The 17,478-nt window shown below is 40.1% G+C and carries 11 protein-coding genes; all 11 read left to right on the top strand.

What is annotated here, in order from left to right; all coding sequences use genetic code 11:
* Window positions 1-285 precede the first annotated feature (285 nt).
* The 11 genes from HHO47_RS16280 to rluF all read left to right on the top strand — a co-directional run bounded on the left by HHO47_RS16280 (window position 286) and on the right by rluF (window position 16,861).
* Window positions 286-585, top strand: coding sequence for an isoamylase early set domain-containing protein (locus tag HHO47_RS16280; RefSeq protein WP_169021253.1), 300 nt, complete (start codon window positions 286-288; stop codon window positions 583-585).
* Window positions 586-595: 10 nt separating this feature from the next.
* On the top strand, window positions 596-2,593 hold the full coding sequence (malQ, locus tag HHO47_RS16275; protein ID WP_169021252.1) for a 4-alpha-glucanotransferase: 1,998 nt from the start codon (window positions 596-598) through the stop codon (window positions 2,591-2,593).
* On the top strand, window positions 2,594-4,831 hold the full coding sequence (glgB, locus tag HHO47_RS16270; RefSeq protein WP_169021251.1) for a 1,4-alpha-glucan branching protein GlgB: 2,238 nt from the start codon (window positions 2,594-2,596) through the stop codon (window positions 4,829-4,831).
* The gene (gene glgX / locus HHO47_RS16265) at window positions 4,806-6,863 is read left to right on the top strand and encodes a glycogen debranching protein GlgX (RefSeq protein WP_169021250.1); all 2,058 of its coding nucleotides are present in this window, start codon (window positions 4,806-4,808) and stop codon (window positions 6,861-6,863) included. The genes glgB and glgX overlap by 26 nt, the downstream gene beginning before the upstream one ends.
* On the top strand, window positions 6,856-9,369 hold the full coding sequence (locus tag HHO47_RS16260) for a glycogen/starch/alpha-glucan phosphorylase (protein ID WP_169021249.1): 2,514 nt from the start codon (window positions 6,856-6,858) through the stop codon (window positions 9,367-9,369). Before glgX ends, HHO47_RS16260 begins: the two co-directional genes overlap by 8 nt.
* 14 nt (window positions 9,370-9,383) lie before the next feature.
* Entirely contained in the window at window positions 9,384-10,685 is a 1,302-nt protein-coding gene (gene glgC / locus HHO47_RS16255; RefSeq protein WP_169021248.1) for a glucose-1-phosphate adenylyltransferase, read from the top strand.
* Window positions 10,686-10,772: 87 nt separating this feature from the next.
* On the top strand, window positions 10,773-12,320 hold the full coding sequence (locus tag HHO47_RS16250) for a glycogen synthase (RefSeq protein ID WP_169021247.1): 1,548 nt from the start codon (window positions 10,773-10,775) through the stop codon (window positions 12,318-12,320).
* Window positions 12,321-12,439: 119 nt separating this feature from the next.
* On the top strand, window positions 12,440-13,651 hold the full coding sequence (locus HHO47_RS16245; RefSeq protein WP_169021246.1) for an HDOD domain-containing protein: 1,212 nt from the start codon (window positions 12,440-12,442) through the stop codon (window positions 13,649-13,651).
* A gap of 17 nt (window positions 13,652-13,668) precedes the next feature.
* The gene (locus tag HHO47_RS16240; RefSeq protein ID WP_169021245.1) at window positions 13,669-14,748 is read left to right on the top strand and encodes a DUF418 domain-containing protein; all 1,080 of its coding nucleotides are present in this window, start codon (window positions 13,669-13,671) and stop codon (window positions 14,746-14,748) included.
* A gap of 49 nt (window positions 14,749-14,797) precedes the next feature.
* The gene (locus HHO47_RS16235; protein ID WP_169021244.1) at window positions 14,798-15,859 is read left to right on the top strand and encodes an ABC transporter substrate-binding protein; all 1,062 of its coding nucleotides are present in this window, start codon (window positions 14,798-14,800) and stop codon (window positions 15,857-15,859) included.
* A 78-nt stretch (window positions 15,860-15,937) separates the two neighbouring features.
* Window positions 15,938-16,861, top strand: coding sequence for a 23S rRNA pseudouridine(2604) synthase RluF (rluF, locus tag HHO47_RS16230; protein ID WP_169021243.1), 924 nt, complete (start codon window positions 15,938-15,940; stop codon window positions 16,859-16,861).
* Window positions 16,862-17,478 lie beyond the last annotated feature (617 nt).

Genomic DNA, 17,478 nt, shown 5'->3' with positions numbered 1-17,478 from the left:
AAATATAACTTTGTTTAACTAAGGTGTGTTTATTTTTCGAGGTTACTTTTACTGCAGTATGTTTGATTGTTAGGCAAATCAGAGCACATAGTCGTGTTTTATCTACATAAATTGTGCGATAACGTAGCGTAACGAGCAAGCGCAGTCTGAAAGTTGAACAAATTTCAAGCTTGAAAAGTTACACGCGCTAATAAAAATGCATTTTACAGCCCTGCGTATGTTGAGTAGTTGAACGCACTTCTGTGGCAAGGATTAATTGACCTTAGGTTTAGTTTGGAGCCCATTATGTTAAATAAACGATTTTTTAAAACTAAAAATGAAGCTGAAGTTACATTTGAATTTCAGCACCCTCAGGCTGAGCAAGTTCAGTTGGTTGGTGAATTTACAGATTGGCAACCTGTTGCTATGAAGTTCAATAAGAAAGAGCAATGTTTTAAGTTAAAACAGCGCTTACCGAACGACCAACAGTTTCATTTTCGGTATTTAGTGAATGGTACTATTTGGGATAATGATCATCATGCTGATGGATACATAGCAAACAGCTTTGGTACAGAAAATAGTATAGTCAATACACAACGTATTTAAGGCGCGGTAAATGGAGTCTCTTTCACAGCTGTTTTATCTACATGGTATTGGCTATGAATACACCAAGTATACCGGTGAACACGTGGTTTTTAGCGATGCAACCCGCAGTGCGGCACTCAGTTGTTGTGGTGTTGATGTTACAGACCACGCCCAAATTGCGCATTTAAATATCAGCTTAGATGCCAATAAATGGCTGCAACTTGTACCAGATTGTAGTTTGGTATGTGCTGAGCAACCAGCTGTTAAAGTACGTATTGATAAGCGTATGCTTGGGCAACAATGTACCGTCTCTTTTGCGCAGCTTGATTTGCCCAGCATTACTCACCAATTAGCTGATTTACAATGCAGTGGTAATTATTTATTTAACGGCGTCACTTATTTAGAGCTCATTTTCCCGCTTCCAGCATTGCCTACTGGTTATCATGATGCGCACATTAATGTTGCAGATTTAACGGCTGGATCTCAACTGTGGGTGACACCCAAATATAGTTTTCAAGTGACAGATAACAAGCACAGCGGGCTTTCCATTCAACTTTATAGTTTAAAAAATAATGCAGCACTAGGGATAGGTGATTTTGCCGATTTATTAGCGTTGACCGCGCAAGCAGCCAGTCATAAATTGGATTATATTTTACTCAATCCACTGCATCTATTATTTTCTGAGCAACCAGAGCGAGCAAGTCCTTACAGTCCTAATAATCGCGCGTTATTAAACCCACTCTATATATCGATTGATTTATGCGATGATAGCATTAATAACCCTCATATTACTGAGTATCTACAAAGTAGCTATGCGAGTGACTTTAAAAAGCGGACTCAGCAGCCTCAGTATATTAATTACAGTGCGGTGAGTGAATTTAAATACGCAGCCTTTAACTTGCTATACCAGCATTTTTGTATGTATGGGAGTGAGCACCGTAAACAATGCTTTCGTGATTTTTGTCAACAGCATGGCGCGACACTTGCGACCTTAAAAGTTACTGACAACGACTTTGCTTACTACTTGCAATGGCAAGCATATGTGCAATTAAAGTTATGCCAAACTACCGCCCGAGAGCAGGGTATGAGTATTGGTTTGATCAATGATTTAGCGGTGGGATGCGCCGGTGATGGTAGCGAATTTATCAATCAACAATCGTTATTTACCGATTCTGCTTATGTAGGCGCACCGCCTGATCCATGGGCCGAGCATGGTCAGAATTGGGGATTGCCGGCACTGAATCCCATTAAACTCAGTGATAATAATTTTAGTTATTACCGATCATTGATCCGTACCAATATGGAAAACGTCGGTGGCTTACGTATTGACCATGTTATGGCGATCCGCCGTTTATGGTGGTGTTTTGAACATCAACAGCAACAAGATGGTTGCTATGTGTATTATCCTTTTGAGCATTTATTAGCGGTACTGACAATAGAATCCCATTTGAATCAATGTATTGTCATTGGTGAAGACCTCGGGGTTGTACCACCAGAAGTAAAAGCCGCATTAGCTGATAAAGCAATATTTTCAAATAGCTTATTCTATTTTGAAAAAGATTATCAAGGTGAATTTTTAAGGCCGCAGTCATTTGCAGCACAATCATTATTAATGGTTGCAAATCATGATGTCCCCCCTTTTTTTGGTTGGTGGCAGGGGGGGGATCTTACCTTGAAATTAAAATATCAATTAATAGATGAACAACAATTAATTCAACTGCGTGTAGAGCGAGATATTGAAAAGCAACGACTACTACGCTTTCTTTCAGGATGTGCAGCACACACATTATTTTTGCATAGTACAGCAAGTGAGGTCTATCAGGCGCTTATGCTAGGTTTGGCCGCTGCACCAGCGCGGTTATTTACTATTCAGCTCGATGATTTAGATGAGCAAACGTTACCTGTAAATATTCCTGGAACGGATCAAGAATACCCTAATTGGCGTCGAGTATTAACGCATTCATGTGAACAAATATTAACAAACCACAGTGCATTTCTCAGTGCGATTAACGCCATAAGGACTAATTAAATGAACCGTATTGTTCGTCAAACCGCAAAGTCACAGCACTATGATCAACAAGTTAATGCTTTAAGACGTGGTTGTTTCAAAGACCCGTTTAGTTTTTTAGGTATGCATGCAATTTCTGACACGCACAGTGAAATACGTTGTTATATACCGGGGGCTGTAAAATTAACGATTAAACTGGCTAAGCAAATGGTTGTTAGCACACGCTATGGTGATTCAGACTTATTTATAACACAATGTCGTAATCAAGATATTTCAGCTTATCAGCTAGTGATTGATTACAGTGATTGCCAGGTTATTTGTGAGGATGTGTATGGCTTTGATAGCAGCCTAGATGATAGTGCTATGTACTTATTTAATGAAGGCACATTAGAGCACGCATATCGCCATCTTGGTGCCCACTTTATTGATTTTAGAGGTGTTGCAGGTGTACGTTTTAGTGTTTGGGCACCTAATGCTAGCAGTATTTCTGTTATTGGTGAGTTTAATCATTGGCAGCAAAACCAGCACTTTATGCGTTTTAATCCAGCTTCGGGGGTCTGGGATTTGTTTATTCCAGAACTTAAAGAAGGTCAGTGTTATAAGTTTTCGATAACAACACTCAGTGGGGAAGTGCTCGAAAAGGCTGATCCCTTTGCATTTAAAATGCAGCAAGCGCCAGGCACTGCGTCTGTACTTCAAAGGCATCCAGCTGCAATTAAACTAACGGATAAAATGCAATGTCAGCGTGTTAAACGCAACGCGATTGATGCACCTATTTCTATCTATGAAGTGCATTTAGGTTCTTGGCAGCGAGAAGAGGGAGATCGTTACTTAACTTACCAAGAATTAGCGCAGCGATTAATTAGTTATGTTACGGAACAAGGTTTTACGCATATCCAACTTATGCCGATCAGTGAATTTCCATTTGATGGTTCGTGGGGGTATCAGCCGGTTGGCTTATTTGCTCCTACGAGTCGTTTTGGTGGTTTGGATGATTTTCGTTATTTTGTAGAGCAATGCCACCAAGCTAATATTGGTTTACTCATTGATTGGGTTCCAGGCCACTTCCCAAGTGATCCGCATGGCTTACATCGTTTTGATGGCACACATTTATTTGAACATGCTGATGTGCGCCAAGGTTTCCATCCAGATTGGAATACCTATATCTATAACTATGATCGACCAGAGGTTCGCAGCTTTTTAGTTGCGAATGCCATGTATTGGTTAGAAGAATTTGCCATTGATGGGCTACGTGTCGATGCGGTGGCCTCGATGCTGTACCTTGATTACAGTCGTGAAAATGGACAGTGGATCCCCAATAAGTATGGTGGACGTGAAAACCTCGGTGCTATTGAGTGTTTAAAGCAAGTTAACTTACGTTGTTATGCTAATAACCCCTGCATTATGATGGTGGCTGAAGAGTCAACGGCGTGGCCAGGTGTTACCCGTCAGGTGAATCATGATGGCCTAGGATTTGGCTACAAGTGGAATATGGGCTGGATGAACGACAGCCTTCACTATATGCAACGCGACCCTTTATATCGCCAGCATCATCACCACGAATTAACGTTTTCGATGGTGTATGCCTACAGTGAAAATTATATTTTACCTTTGAGTCATGATGAAGTGGTGCATGGTAAAGGCTCATTAATTGAAAAAATGCCGGGAGATGATTGGCAAAAATTTGCAAATTTACGCGCGTACTATGCATTTATGTGGGCGCATCCGGGCAAAAAATTACTGTTTATGGGCGGCGAGATTGCCCAGCGTAGTGAGTGGAATCATGATCAATCAATTGATTGGCATTTGCTTGAGCATCTATCGCATCAAGGTGTGCAACGAACTATCGCGCAGCTCAATAAAGTATATCGCGATGTGCCAGCTTTACATCAGTTAGATACTGAGCCGTCAGGTTTTAGCTGGATTGATCATCAAAATGCCCAACAGAGTATTTTTAGTTTTATTCGCTTTGCTAAGAAAGCCAGTGATTACGTGGTTGTGATAAGTAACCTCACGCCAACGGTCTATCATGATTATTGTATTGGTGTACCAAGCTCAGGTGCATTTGAAGTAATTTTAAATACCGATGACGAACAGCTATTTGGTTCGGGCGTACAAGTATGTGGGCGATCAGCTAAAACAACCAGTGCGGCGACTCCGAGTCATGGGCATCAACATAGCATTAAACTCTCACTGCCAGCGCTTGCGACTGTTTATTTAAAAAGGGTGGCTGATGAGTTTATCGATTGCATTAAATAAAGGACAAACCTTTCCACTGGGAGCCAGTGTACTGACAAACGGCGTAAATTTTGCCGTTTATGCACCATTGGCGAAACAGCTGTATGTGTGTTTATTTGATGCCGGTGGTCATACCGAAGTTTTAAAGTTAGCAATGAATAATAATGAAGGGGGGATATGGAGTTTGCATATAACCCCACTGGCTGTGGGTACGCTTTATGGTTATCGCGCAGAAGGGGAATATCAACCTAAAAAAGGGTTGTTTTTTAATAGCCAAAAATTGTTAATTGACCCCTACGCAAAAGATTTATTTGGTGAGTTTACCTGGAGTGAACGCCACTACGGGCAAATGCCAAAAGGTACTGTGAGTGCGGTCAATAACGCCATTGATATCCCTAAATCTAAAGTTACGCAGTTGCAGCCTTATCAAGGTAAAAAGCCGAGCCATAGCTGGGGAGAAACGGTTATTTATGAATGTCACGTTAAAGGCGCCACAGCACGACATCCCTCTATTCCAAGTCAGCTACAAGGTACTTATTTGGGCTTGAGTCATCCCAGCTTTATAGAGCATTTACGTACACTTGGGATAACCACTTTAGAATTATTACCGGTACATAGCTTTATTAGCGAACAGTTTTTAACCGCAAAAGGTCTGCAAAACTACTGGGGTTACAATACATTAAATTTCTTCACACCAAATAAAGATTATTTAGTAACTGATGAAATTGGCGAGTTTCAGCAAATGGTTACTAAACTACATCAAGCGGGTATCGAAGTGATTCTAGATGTGGTTTATAACCACACCGCAGAGGCCGGCAGCGATGGCCCTTTGTTATCTTGGCGCGGTTTAAATAATCCGGGCTATTACCGCAGTGTTAACGATAACCCGCAAGTGTACATCAATGACACAGGGTGTGGTAATACCTTAAATATAGACGACCCATTTAGTTTGAAAATGGTACTCGATAGCTTACGTTATTGGGTAGAAATAATGGGGGTTGATGGTTTTAGGTTTGATTTAGCCACCATTCTTGGGCGTACGCCGCATGGCTTTAGTCAAACCCATAGTTTTTTACAAGCAATCAATCAAGATCCAGTATTAAGCCAAGTGAAATTAATTGCTGAGCCTTGGGACATAGGCCCTGGTGGCTATCAATTAGGGGCATTTCCTGCGCCTTGGCGTGAATGGAATGATAAATACCGTGATGTTGTTAGGCGCTTTTGGCAAGGGCAGCACAATCAGCTGGCTGATCTTGCTAAACGTTTACATGGCTCTGTTGACTTGTTTGATCATAATCACCGTGGGCCATTGAATAGTATTAACTTTATAACCAGTCATGATGGCTTTACCTTAACCGATTTAGTGAGTTACGAGCAAAAGCATAACGAAGCAAATGGTGAACAAAACCGCGATGGTCACAGTGCCAATTATTCATTCAATTGCGGTATTGAAGGCTTTACTGATGATTTAAAAATTACCTCCATACGGTTACAACAACAAAAAAACTTTCTACTTACCTTATTACTTTCCAAAGGGGTGCCTATGCTGTCATCAGGCAGTGAAATGGGGCACTCGCAAGGGGGGAATAATAACGCTTATTGTCAAAATAACCGCACCAGTTGGCTAGCATGGAAAGACTCGCAGCGTAGCCACAGCCTTATTGGCTTTATTGATGATGTATTGACCTTACGAAAGCAACACAGTGTGTTTAAACACAGTGTATTTTTACACGATAGCGATAAACGATTTAGTGTTGATTGGTATACCGAGCAAAGCCAAGCCATGCAAGAAAGTGATTGGCATGATGGCTCAAAACAGTTTTTGATGTACAGCTTAAGAGATACACAACTAAATACGGCATTACTCATTATTTTGAATGCCAGTAATGTGGCGGTTAAATGTCAATTACCTGCAAATCACGACTTATCGGGATGGCGTTTAGCGCTGAGCAGTGTTGATCAAGCAATGGTAAAAAATACAGAACAGTTTGAGGTTGCTGCACAAAGCAGTTGGGTTTTTACAGCCAATTTAGAGGACGAATGTAATGGCTAATAGTGAACAAATGTGTGTTGCTAAAGGGTGGCAAGATGCCCCTTTAATAGATGAAAGTACGCTTGAAGATGATTTATCACGCCATTTCTATTATACCCTTGGGCGCGATAAAGTCGGTAAGTCTCAACTGTATTTGTATAATGCATTAGCGTTGACAATTCGCGATCGATTAGTCGCTCGTTGCCGAGCGACAAAACAGCAAATGCACAGTGAAAAGCGCCGTAAAACGGCTTATATATCACTTGAGTTTTTGATGGGCCGAACATTAGGTAATGCCATTTTAAATTTAGACTTAGACGAGCAAGTCAAACTTGCACTTAATAATTATTGCGCTCACATTGAACATGTTACACAAGCTGAACACGATGCTGGTTTGGGTAATGGTGGCTTAGGTCGGCTTGCTGCGTGTTTTTTAGATAGTTGTGCGAGTTTAGCGTTACCAGTAACTGGTTATGGTATTCGTTATGAATACGGCATGTTTAACCAGTCAATTGAAAATGGTCATCAAATAGAGCAGCCTGATAATTGGTTACGTGAAGGACACCCATGGGAGCTGAGTGCACCAGAGCAAGCCAAGCGTGTTAAGTTTTTTGGCCATGTTGAAAGTTATACTGATAAGAGCGGACGCATTCATCGCCAGTGGTTAGATACTGAAGATGTATTAGCTGTACCTTATGATGTGCCGATCCCAGGCTATAAAAATAATATAGTTAACACCCTAAGACTCTGGAAATCAGAAGCCACTGATGAGTTTGATTTAGGTGAGTTTAACGCCGGTAGTTACTCAGAAGCCGTCGCGCATAAAAATCTTGCCGAACAAATTACCATGGTACTTTATCCTAATGACAGCAGCGAAAATGGTAAAGAGCTACGTTTAAGGCAGCAATACTTCTTATCGTCAGCGAGCTTACAAGATATTGTTGAACTATGGGTATCACAGCATGGTGAAAAGTTTAGTGATTTTGCTGATTTTCATGTTTTTCAACTGAATGATACCCACCCGAGTATTGCTGTTGCAGAGTTAATGCGATTGCTGATTGATGATTATGACTTGGATTGGGATGCTGCATGGCAGATCACCACACACACCATGGCGTACACTAATCATACGTTACTTCCAGAAGCGCTCGAAAAATGGTCTGTATCGTTATTTTCGCGTTTATTACCGCGTATTCTTGAAATAATTTATGAAATAAACGCGCGTTTTCTTGCTCAAGTTGCGTTAGCGTGGCCGGGTGATGTTGCAAAACAACAAGCATTGTCTTTAATTGAAGAAGGCTCAGATCCACAAGTACGGATGGCATACTTAGCAATTGTCGGCAGTTTCTCAGTTAATGGCGTAGCAGCTCTGCACACTGAGTTACTTAAAGAAGGTTTGTTTAAAACTTTTTATGAATTGTGGCCTGAAAAATTCAACAATAAAACGAATGGTGTAACACCAAGGCGGTGGGTAGCTCATTGTAACCCCAAACTAACTCAATTGATTGGTGAAAAAATTGGTCAAGATTGGGTGGGGGATTTTGCGCAAATTAGTCAACTACGCCGCTATTATGATGATGTTAAATTCCATAAACAATGGCAAAGCGTCAAACTTGAAAACAAACAACGCTTAGTTGATTTAGTCAAAGCGCGCTGTGGTGTTGAATTTGATACTAGTATGTTATTTGATGTGCAAGTTAAACGAATTCATGAGTATAAGCGCCAATTACTGAATGTATTACACATTATCTACCTGTATGACCGGATCCGCCGTGGCGATACCGCCAATTTAGTACCACGCTGTGTATTACTAGGAGGAAAAGCCGCGCCGGGTTATTACATGGCTAAGCGTATTATTAAGTTAATTAATAATGTTGCAGATGTGATCAACAAAGACCCGCTTGCTCAGCCTTATTTACGGGTGGCATTTCTACCAAATTATAATGTTACAGCAATGGAAACTATTTGCCCCGCAACAGACTTGTCTGAACAAATTTCAACCGCAGGTAAAGAAGCATCTGGTACTGGTAATATGAAGTTTATGATGAATGGGGCGTTGACGATTGGCACTTTAGATGGCGCAAATATAGAGATCCGCAATGCAGTAGGAGCTGACAACTTCTTCTTATTCGGCGCACAAGCTGAACAAATTGAGGGAATAAAACAAAGCTACAACCCATTACATATTATTCATAATACGCCCGACTTACTAAATGTTATGCAATTACTTGAAAGTGGACACTTTAATTTATTCGAACCTGGTTTATTTGACGATATTATTGGTGCAATCAAAAGCCCACATGATCCTTGGTTGGTTGCCCACGATTTTGATAGCTTTGTACAAGCACAAAAGGCGGTTGAACACGCTTATCAAGATCAACAACATTGGACGCAGATGAGTATTTTAAATACCGCAGCCAGTGGTACTTTTTCAAGTGATAGAACGATCAGCCAATACAGTGCAGATATTTGGCATTTGGAAGCATTAACAACAGCCGACACAGCCGCAAGCAATAGCAAAAATTAATATGGAGATAAATTATGCCAAGTTATGCAAATCGCTACATCAGTAATCTGACACGAGAAACCTACGCACTGATTTTAGCAGGGGGCAGAGGTTCACGCTTACATGAGTTAACAAATTGGCGGGCCAAACCGGCGGTTTATTTTGGTGGTAAGCATCGTATTATTGATTTCCCGCTATCAAACTGTATTAATTCAGGTATTCGTCGTGTTGGGATTGCCACACAGTATAAATCGCACTCGCTGATCCGCCATGTAAACCGCGCATGGGGGCACTTTAAAAAAGAACTGGGTGAATCGGTAGAGATATTACCAGCATCACAGCGTTATGGTGAAGAATGGTATTGCGGCACAGCCGATGCAGTGTTTCAAAATATGGATATCATTCGTCATGAGTTACCTAAGTATGTAATGATTTTATCTGGTGATCATGTGTATCGTATGGATTACGGCGGCCTATTGGCAAAACATGTAGAAACAGGTGCAGACATGACGGTGTGCTGCATTGAAGTTCCTTGTGAGGAAGCCGCAGAGACGTTTGGTGTGATGACTGTTGATGAAGAAAAACGAGTGCGCCGTTTTGACGAAAAACCGACAATACCCAGTTCAATTCCTGGTCGTCCGGGGACTTGTTTAGCATCAATGGGGAATTACATATTTAATACTGAGTTTCTATTTGAACAGCTAAAAAAAGACGCAGAGAATGAAGGCTCAGGACGTGACTTTGGCCATGATATCATTCCGGCAATTATTGAAGAACATAATGTATTCGCTTTTCCATTTCGAGAGCCCGGACATGACGGCCAACCTTATTGGCGCGATGTGGGCACACTAGACTCATTTTGGGAAGCAAACATGGAACTGGTGATGCCAGAGCCACAGCTAGATTTATACGACCCAACTTGGCCTATTTGGACCTATCAAGAACAACTGCCGCCGGCTAAGTTTATTTTTGATAATGATGACAGGCGTGGTATGGCTGTAGATTCAACCGTATCAGGCGGCTGTATTATTTCAGGCTCGGTGGTTCGTAAATCACTGTTATTTTCTAATGTACATATTCGTTCATACTGTGAAATTGAGGAGTCGGTAATATTACCAGGTGCGATTATTCAACGTAATTGCCGCATTCGCCGTGCTATTATAGACCGTGGTTGTGAAGTGCCAGCGGGCGTTGAAATTGGTTTTGATCGCAAAGCAGACGAAGAAAATGGTTTCAGAGTATCTAAAAAGGGCATCGTGTTAGTGACCCGGGAAATGCTTACAGAACTTTCCAAAAAACTTGAGCGCCAAGAGCGTGAGAGTAAACAATTAGCTTAAAAAAGTCATATACCTAAGCCACCTCAAGATGCAGAATTCGTATCTTGAGGTGGTTTGGGTATACAAGTAGTAGGAAGTAAGATAAAGATGCATGTATTAATGGTTGCGGCCGAAAATGACGCTTTACCAAATGCCAAAGTGGGTGGTGTTGCAGATGTACTACGAGATTGTCCAAAAGCATTAGCGGAGCTTGGCTTAACCGTTGATGTGGTTATTCCAGATTATGGTTTTACTGCGTTAGAGCGTGTGCAATTAGGCACGCTCCATGTTCCCTTTGCAGGATATATCCATGATGTTCAAGTGTGGCAAGTATATGTTGAGCAGCGGCAAGTCAGGCAATTAGTTCTATCACATCCGTTATTTAGTCAGCACCATGGCGCTGTATACTGTAATGATGATGGTAACCGACCTTTTGCCACCGATGCCACTAAGTTTGCATTATTTAATGCCGCTGTGTGTGAAGCGCTTTTACAAGGTGTGATCACCCGTCCTGATGTATTGCATTTGCATGATTGGCACAGTGCGTGCGTGGCGGTATTGTTAAAGTTTGATCATCGTTTTGCATCTTTTTCTTCTTTGCGTAGTGTATTTACAGTACACAATATTGCACTGCAAGGGATCCGCCCATTTAAAGGCGATGATTCAAGTTTAGAAGCATGGTTTCCGGCGTTAAGTTATAACGGCGAGGTATTATGCGATCCGCGTTATCCTCATTGCTTTAACCCGATGCGCAGCGCTATCAATTTAGTTGATAAGGTACATTTAGTATCTCCAAGCTACGCACAAGAAGTATTGCAAGCCAGTGAACCGCATAATGGTTTTTTTGGTGGTGAAGGCTTAGAGCGCGATTTGAATAATGCGATGACGAACAATAAAGTCGTCGGAATATTAAATGGCTGTGAGTACACTGAGCACACGCACAATGCGCAGGAAAGCAGCACGCTAGCACAATTATACTTTGCAATAGAACAGGTATTGTTTGCTTGGATGGCTAAAGAAGTTAACCTGCAAAGCAGTTACTATATAGCTCATCAACGGTTACAGCAGTTTATTGAGCGGCCGGTTAAAGGCCCTTTAGTCACCAGTGTTGGACGCCTAACCGATCAGAAAGCTTTGTTACTGCGCCAACCCTGTGAAAACCTGCAAGTGCTTGATGCATTGTGTGAAAAATTAAATCAACAGCAAGGCCGTATGATCATTTTAGGTTCCGGTGATACAGCCCTTGAAGATGTTATAACAACTGCTATGGCGCGAAATAGTAACTTATTATTTTTAAAGGGCTATGGTAATAACGTTGGCGAATTACTGTATGAATTAGGAGACTTATTTTTAATGCCTAGTTCCTTTGAGCCATGTGGTATTAGCCAAATGCTTGCTATGCGAGCAGGGCAGCCTTGCTTAGTACATCAAGTCGGTGGTTTAAAGGATACAATCACTCATTTGGAAAATGGTTTTAGCTTTAATGGTGACACATTACAAACACAAAGCGAGGCACTAGTAGCGTGTTTTGTCGATACTCTAACTCTGAGACAAAAACAACCCAAGCAATGGGATGAAATTGTCAGTAATGCTAAGGCTACTCGTTTTACATGGCCTCTCGTAGCAAAGGATTATATCAGTAAACTTTATAATTAATACTGCTATTTACCACCTTGCTAGTTATAATGGATTGCAATAAGATTATATATTAGTTACTTAGTGTTGGTTTTGTGTTTGCTAAGCAATAACCAGTAACCGAGTTTAAGGGTGAATTAGTGCAAGTATTTGTTGCGCGCCAAGCAATATTTAATCGTCGTCAACATGTTGTTGCCTACGAATTGTTGTTTCGTAATAGTAGTGATAATTATTTTCCAGATATTGATGAAAGCGTCGCAACAGCAAAACTGATCATGGAAAATCAGCTTAATTTTGGCACGCGTCATATTACATCAGGTAAAAAAGCACTGATTAACATTGGCCCTGATTCCTTAAAGATGGGTTTATGTGCATTTTTACCTTCGCAAGATGTTGTACTTGAACTGCTTGAAACAATAGAACCTACTGAAGAAAACTATCAACTGTGTCGCGCGCTGTTTCATAAAAACTTTGTGTTAGCACTTGATGATTTTGTGTATGAACCTAAGTGGGAAAGGTTTTTAAAACTTGTTAAATTAATCAAATTTGATATTCAAATAACTCCTTTTCAGCAAATTGAACCGCTGATAAAAAGGCTACAAAAATATAAAAAGCTAAAGTTGCTAGCTGAAAAAATTGAAACCATCGATGATTTTAAAATAGCTCATAAGATGGGGTTTGATTATTTTCAGGGTTACTTTTTTGCCAAGCCAGTAGTCATTCAACAAAAAGACATTAATATAAATTACGCACTCGCATTGACGCTTTATGCGCAAGTTATGAAAGAGCATCCGGATATCAATGCAATTGCGCGGTTGTTTCAACTAGACACAGCGTTAGCATTTAAGTTATTAAGATTGATCAACAGCGGTGTATTTCCTGTCCAAAAAGAAATAGAGTCACTCAAACAGGCTTTAGTTTATTTAGGTCATGATCATATAAAGAAATTTGTTAGTTTGATTATTACCGCTCATGTTACGCAAACGAAACCTAACGAATTGAACAAAATATGTATTATTCGGGCGCGATTTTGTGAACTAATAGCAAAAAAGATCGCGCCTTCGCAAGCGAGTAGTGCTTTTTTAACCGGTCTTTTTTCGCTGTTAGATGCAATATTAGACCGGCCAATGGATCAATTACTTATACGCTTACCGTTTCCAGAACCAATCAAGGACGCCTTAATGGAAGAAAAAAACACCCTGTATTATATCCTTGCAACCGTGAAAGCGTATGAATCAGGCAGCTGGTGGGCATTAGAGCAAGCAGTTGTATTTATTAATATAAAAAGTGATTTATTACCTAAGCTTTACTGGGATGCGTTAGACTGGTCAAACACACATCAGCACAATTAGTAAGTAGAGCATCAATAATGCGTAATTCACATATGGATGTTATCCGTGGCCTTGCTGTGCTTGGTTTAATGTATATGAATGCCTATTCTTTTGGCTTATTTGAATTTGGTTACGTACCATTACAGTCCCCGCCTTTTTCGGATCATATTATTCAATGGTTGAGCCTTAGTGTTATTGACGGCCGCTTTCGCAGCTTATTTTGCTTACTCTTTGGTGCTGGCCTATATATTCAGTGGCAGCGTTACCAGCAAGTTGAGCAATTGCAAAAACGCTTAAAAGTATTAGCCGTGCTTGGTTTATTGCATGGTTTTTTGTTGTGGGCTGGTGATATTTTATTTATCTACGCGTGCGCGGGTTGGTTGGTTATAAAATACCTTGATGCGAGTGACGAGATGTTATTAAAACGCGGTTGGCAATTTTTACTATTGGCCGCGGCGATAACTTTTTTGCTCGCCTTAGTTGACCCCAAACTGATTATCTATCGAGATTCAGCTGATTTTTTAGCAAGTTATAAGGCTTCACGAGGATCAGCATTGACTATTTTTGTTAATAATAGTGTGATGTTTATCGTGATGCTCATTGCACTTCCGCTGATAACTTTATGGATGACAGCAGGATTAATGTTATTCGGTATTTATGGCTATAAAAATAAACTGTTTGAGACTGGTTTAACTAAATTCTGCAAGATCAAAGTACTGTTAATTGCGCTACTGTTAAGTGCGATTAGGATCAGTTTTGAATATCAACCTAGCTTATTTATTAGTGCATTAAAAGAACCCGTAAGCTGGTTTGCAGCATTATTTACAGCTATACTAATTATTCATTTGGTGGTGATGCTGACGACAAAGCATGGCTTTCACTTTATTGCATTACGGTGTGCAGGAAAGCTCGCACTAACTTTGTATCTAATGCAAACTATTTGCTTGTTACTGTTGTTTAAAGTTTTTTATCCGCACTGGGTGTTAAGCTTTAATCATTTAGAATATTATGTATTAGTGAGTGGTTTAGTCATTTTTCAACTTAGCGTTAGTGTGATTTATTCATGTTATTTTAAGCAAGGCCCAATGGAATTTATTTGGCGAAAGTTATCACGCTAGTTTTAAGTGGGCTACGCTCTCTAATAAGTCAGCTTAGTTGGAGTCACATATGAAATATTTTCTGATCATTATTCTAGTTGGCTTTACATTTCATTTAAATGCGCAGGATAAATCTTTTTCAGTGCTTTTTGTGAATCCCTCCGTTGAAGGTGACACTTTTTGGGGCAAAGTACAAAACATCATGGCGGTTGCAGCAAAACAAAATAACATTGCCTTGGATGTGATCTATGGTGAGGGAAACCGCTATATACAACTGGCTGAACTTAAAAAATATTTACAGTATCGTGCGCCGCCTGATTATGTGGTACTGCTTAATTATCCCGGAGGCGCAAAACAATCACTGAACCTTTTAGAGCAATACAAAGTGAAATTTATTACGCTCGAGCAAACCATTATCGGTGAAGAGCGTAACACTATCGGGGCTCCTAAGCAGTATTATAAGTTTTGGTTAGGAGAGATATATCACGACAATTTTATTGCAGGTAAAAAATTAGCGCAAACGCTGGTTACGAGTGCTCAACAACGTAATATAACACCTCATGTTATTGCTATAAACGGCCACTATGGCTCAGAGTCTGATGCCCGTAGCGATGGCTTAAAGTCGTATTTAACTGAAAATAAGCTTGAACTGAGTCAAACTGTGTATGCCAGCTGGTCCAAACCAGAAGCGATGGAAAAAACCCGTAAGCTCATTCAGCGTTACCCTCAAACCAATATTATATGGAGCGCGTCAGATTTAATGGCGTTAGGTGCTTACTCCGCGGTAAAAAATGCAGATCAAAAAAATTATATTATAGGTGGATTTGATTGGCTAAATGATAATTTACGTTTGATCAAGCAAGGAAAAATTACCGCAAGCGTTGGCGGCCATTTTATGATTGGCGGGTGGGCGCTAATAACACTAGTTGACTTGCACGACGGTATTGATTATTGGCAAAAGCACAACGCCATCGCAATTGACTTAGATGTGATCACCACAAAAAATATTGCGCAGTATGAGCATTTGATTGATGTGCAGGATTGGTCATTTATTGATTTTTCTCGCTATCGGTTGCAACGCAAAGGAAATGCAAGTTACCAGTTTAATGTAAAAAATTTACGCAAAGATTAGCTTACCAGGCTAAATTAATTGCGCAAAAAATGTGGCACTAGTTTAAACTACGGCCTTTGAAATTAAGATGAAATAGCAATGACAGACTTAAAACGATTAAATAAATTTATTAGTGACACCGGTTTTTGTTCACGACGTGAAGCGGATAAATATATTGAAGATGGTCGTGTTATTGTCAATGGTATGCGACCAGTAATGGGTGTCAAAGTAGCACTGTCTGATACGGTATTGATCGATGGTAAAGCGCTGAAAAAAGTCCCGAAACGCGCTTACATCGCTTACAACAAACCCGTTGGTATAACCTGTACAACTGAGCGTAAAATTCAAAGTAACATCGTCAAAGCGGTTAATTACCCAGATCGTATTTTTCCAATTGGTCGCTTAGATCGCCCATCAGAAGGGTTGATTTTCCTGACAAATGAAGGGGATATCGTCAATAAAATCCTACGTGCTGGCAATAACCACGAAAAAGAATATGTAGTGACGGTAGATAAACCTCTAAATCGACAGTTTGTAAATAAAATGGCAAACGGCATTCCAATTCTAGATACCGTGACAAAAAAATGTAAGGTTACACAAACCGGGTCGCAGCAATTTACTATTGTATTAACACAAGGCTTGAATCGTCAAATTCGCCGGATGTGTGAGTACTTAGGCTACGAGGTGGTGACGTTAAAGCGTACTCGTATTATGAATGTTACATTAAAAGGCTTAAAAGTAGGGCAGTGGCGTCATTTAACTGAGCAAGAAATGGCTGAGATTAATAATTCAATTGCCGATTCAGGCAAAACCGAAGAGTTATCTGTGGATGAAAACAAACAATCTGCGAATATCAGCAAACCTTTACAAGAGCGCTCTGTACGTAAAGAAGATGACAAAAAGCGTGATTTTGCTAAGCATGTTAAACAAGGCCGTTTTGAGTCTAAACATGGTCAACCGAGTAATAAACCTGCAAGAAGAAATAGCACCACACGCACAGGCACATTAAGTCTTAAAAAGTAAAATGTATAAGTGCTCAAACTATCAGCGGTAACTCTGTAAACTCGATGACCTCTTATTTCTTGTGTATCTGTTTCGTTATCCTAATAATGAAACTGTGCTTTTTACCAGTAGCTATTAAGCTTAAAATTAATGAAGACATATTTTTTCACCAATTGGAACAAGGCAAGTTGTACCAGTTGAAAGTGGAAAATAAACAGACGCGTCATCCTGCCATTGGATTATTTTATCCACTGTCGCATTTCTTCTCTTTACCCAGCAAATGCTTTTATAGATGAAAGAGAACAAAAATAAAAAAGATAGGGTGCTTACTTTTCCGTATTTCATGATTAGAACTCTAAAAAACGTTAATTACAGAGTTATTAAATTAATAACTTTTTCCTAATGACTATTTGCCCCTTTCATGTGAACATTAGCTGAATGTAAAAGGAGGGTTCTCATGGAAAGAATATATATTTTAGTATTGTTGTTTTTTTCTACATTTGCCTATTCAGCTAAGGGATCCCCAGAAATAATCACTAAGTTTCAATTACATCACTCACATCCATATTTTTCCAATCGAGTTGCACTACCACCTGTACGAAATAGGCTAGTCCTGCCAAATAATCTCGCCGTCGCAG

The sequence above is a fragment of the Pseudoalteromonas arctica genome (assembly GCF_012927645.1).
GTDB lineage: Bacteria > Pseudomonadota > Gammaproteobacteria > Enterobacterales > Alteromonadaceae > Pseudoalteromonas > Pseudoalteromonas arctica_A.
Note: the sequence above shows the minus strand (reverse complement) of the source record. Positions and strands in the feature narration are given on the sequence as shown.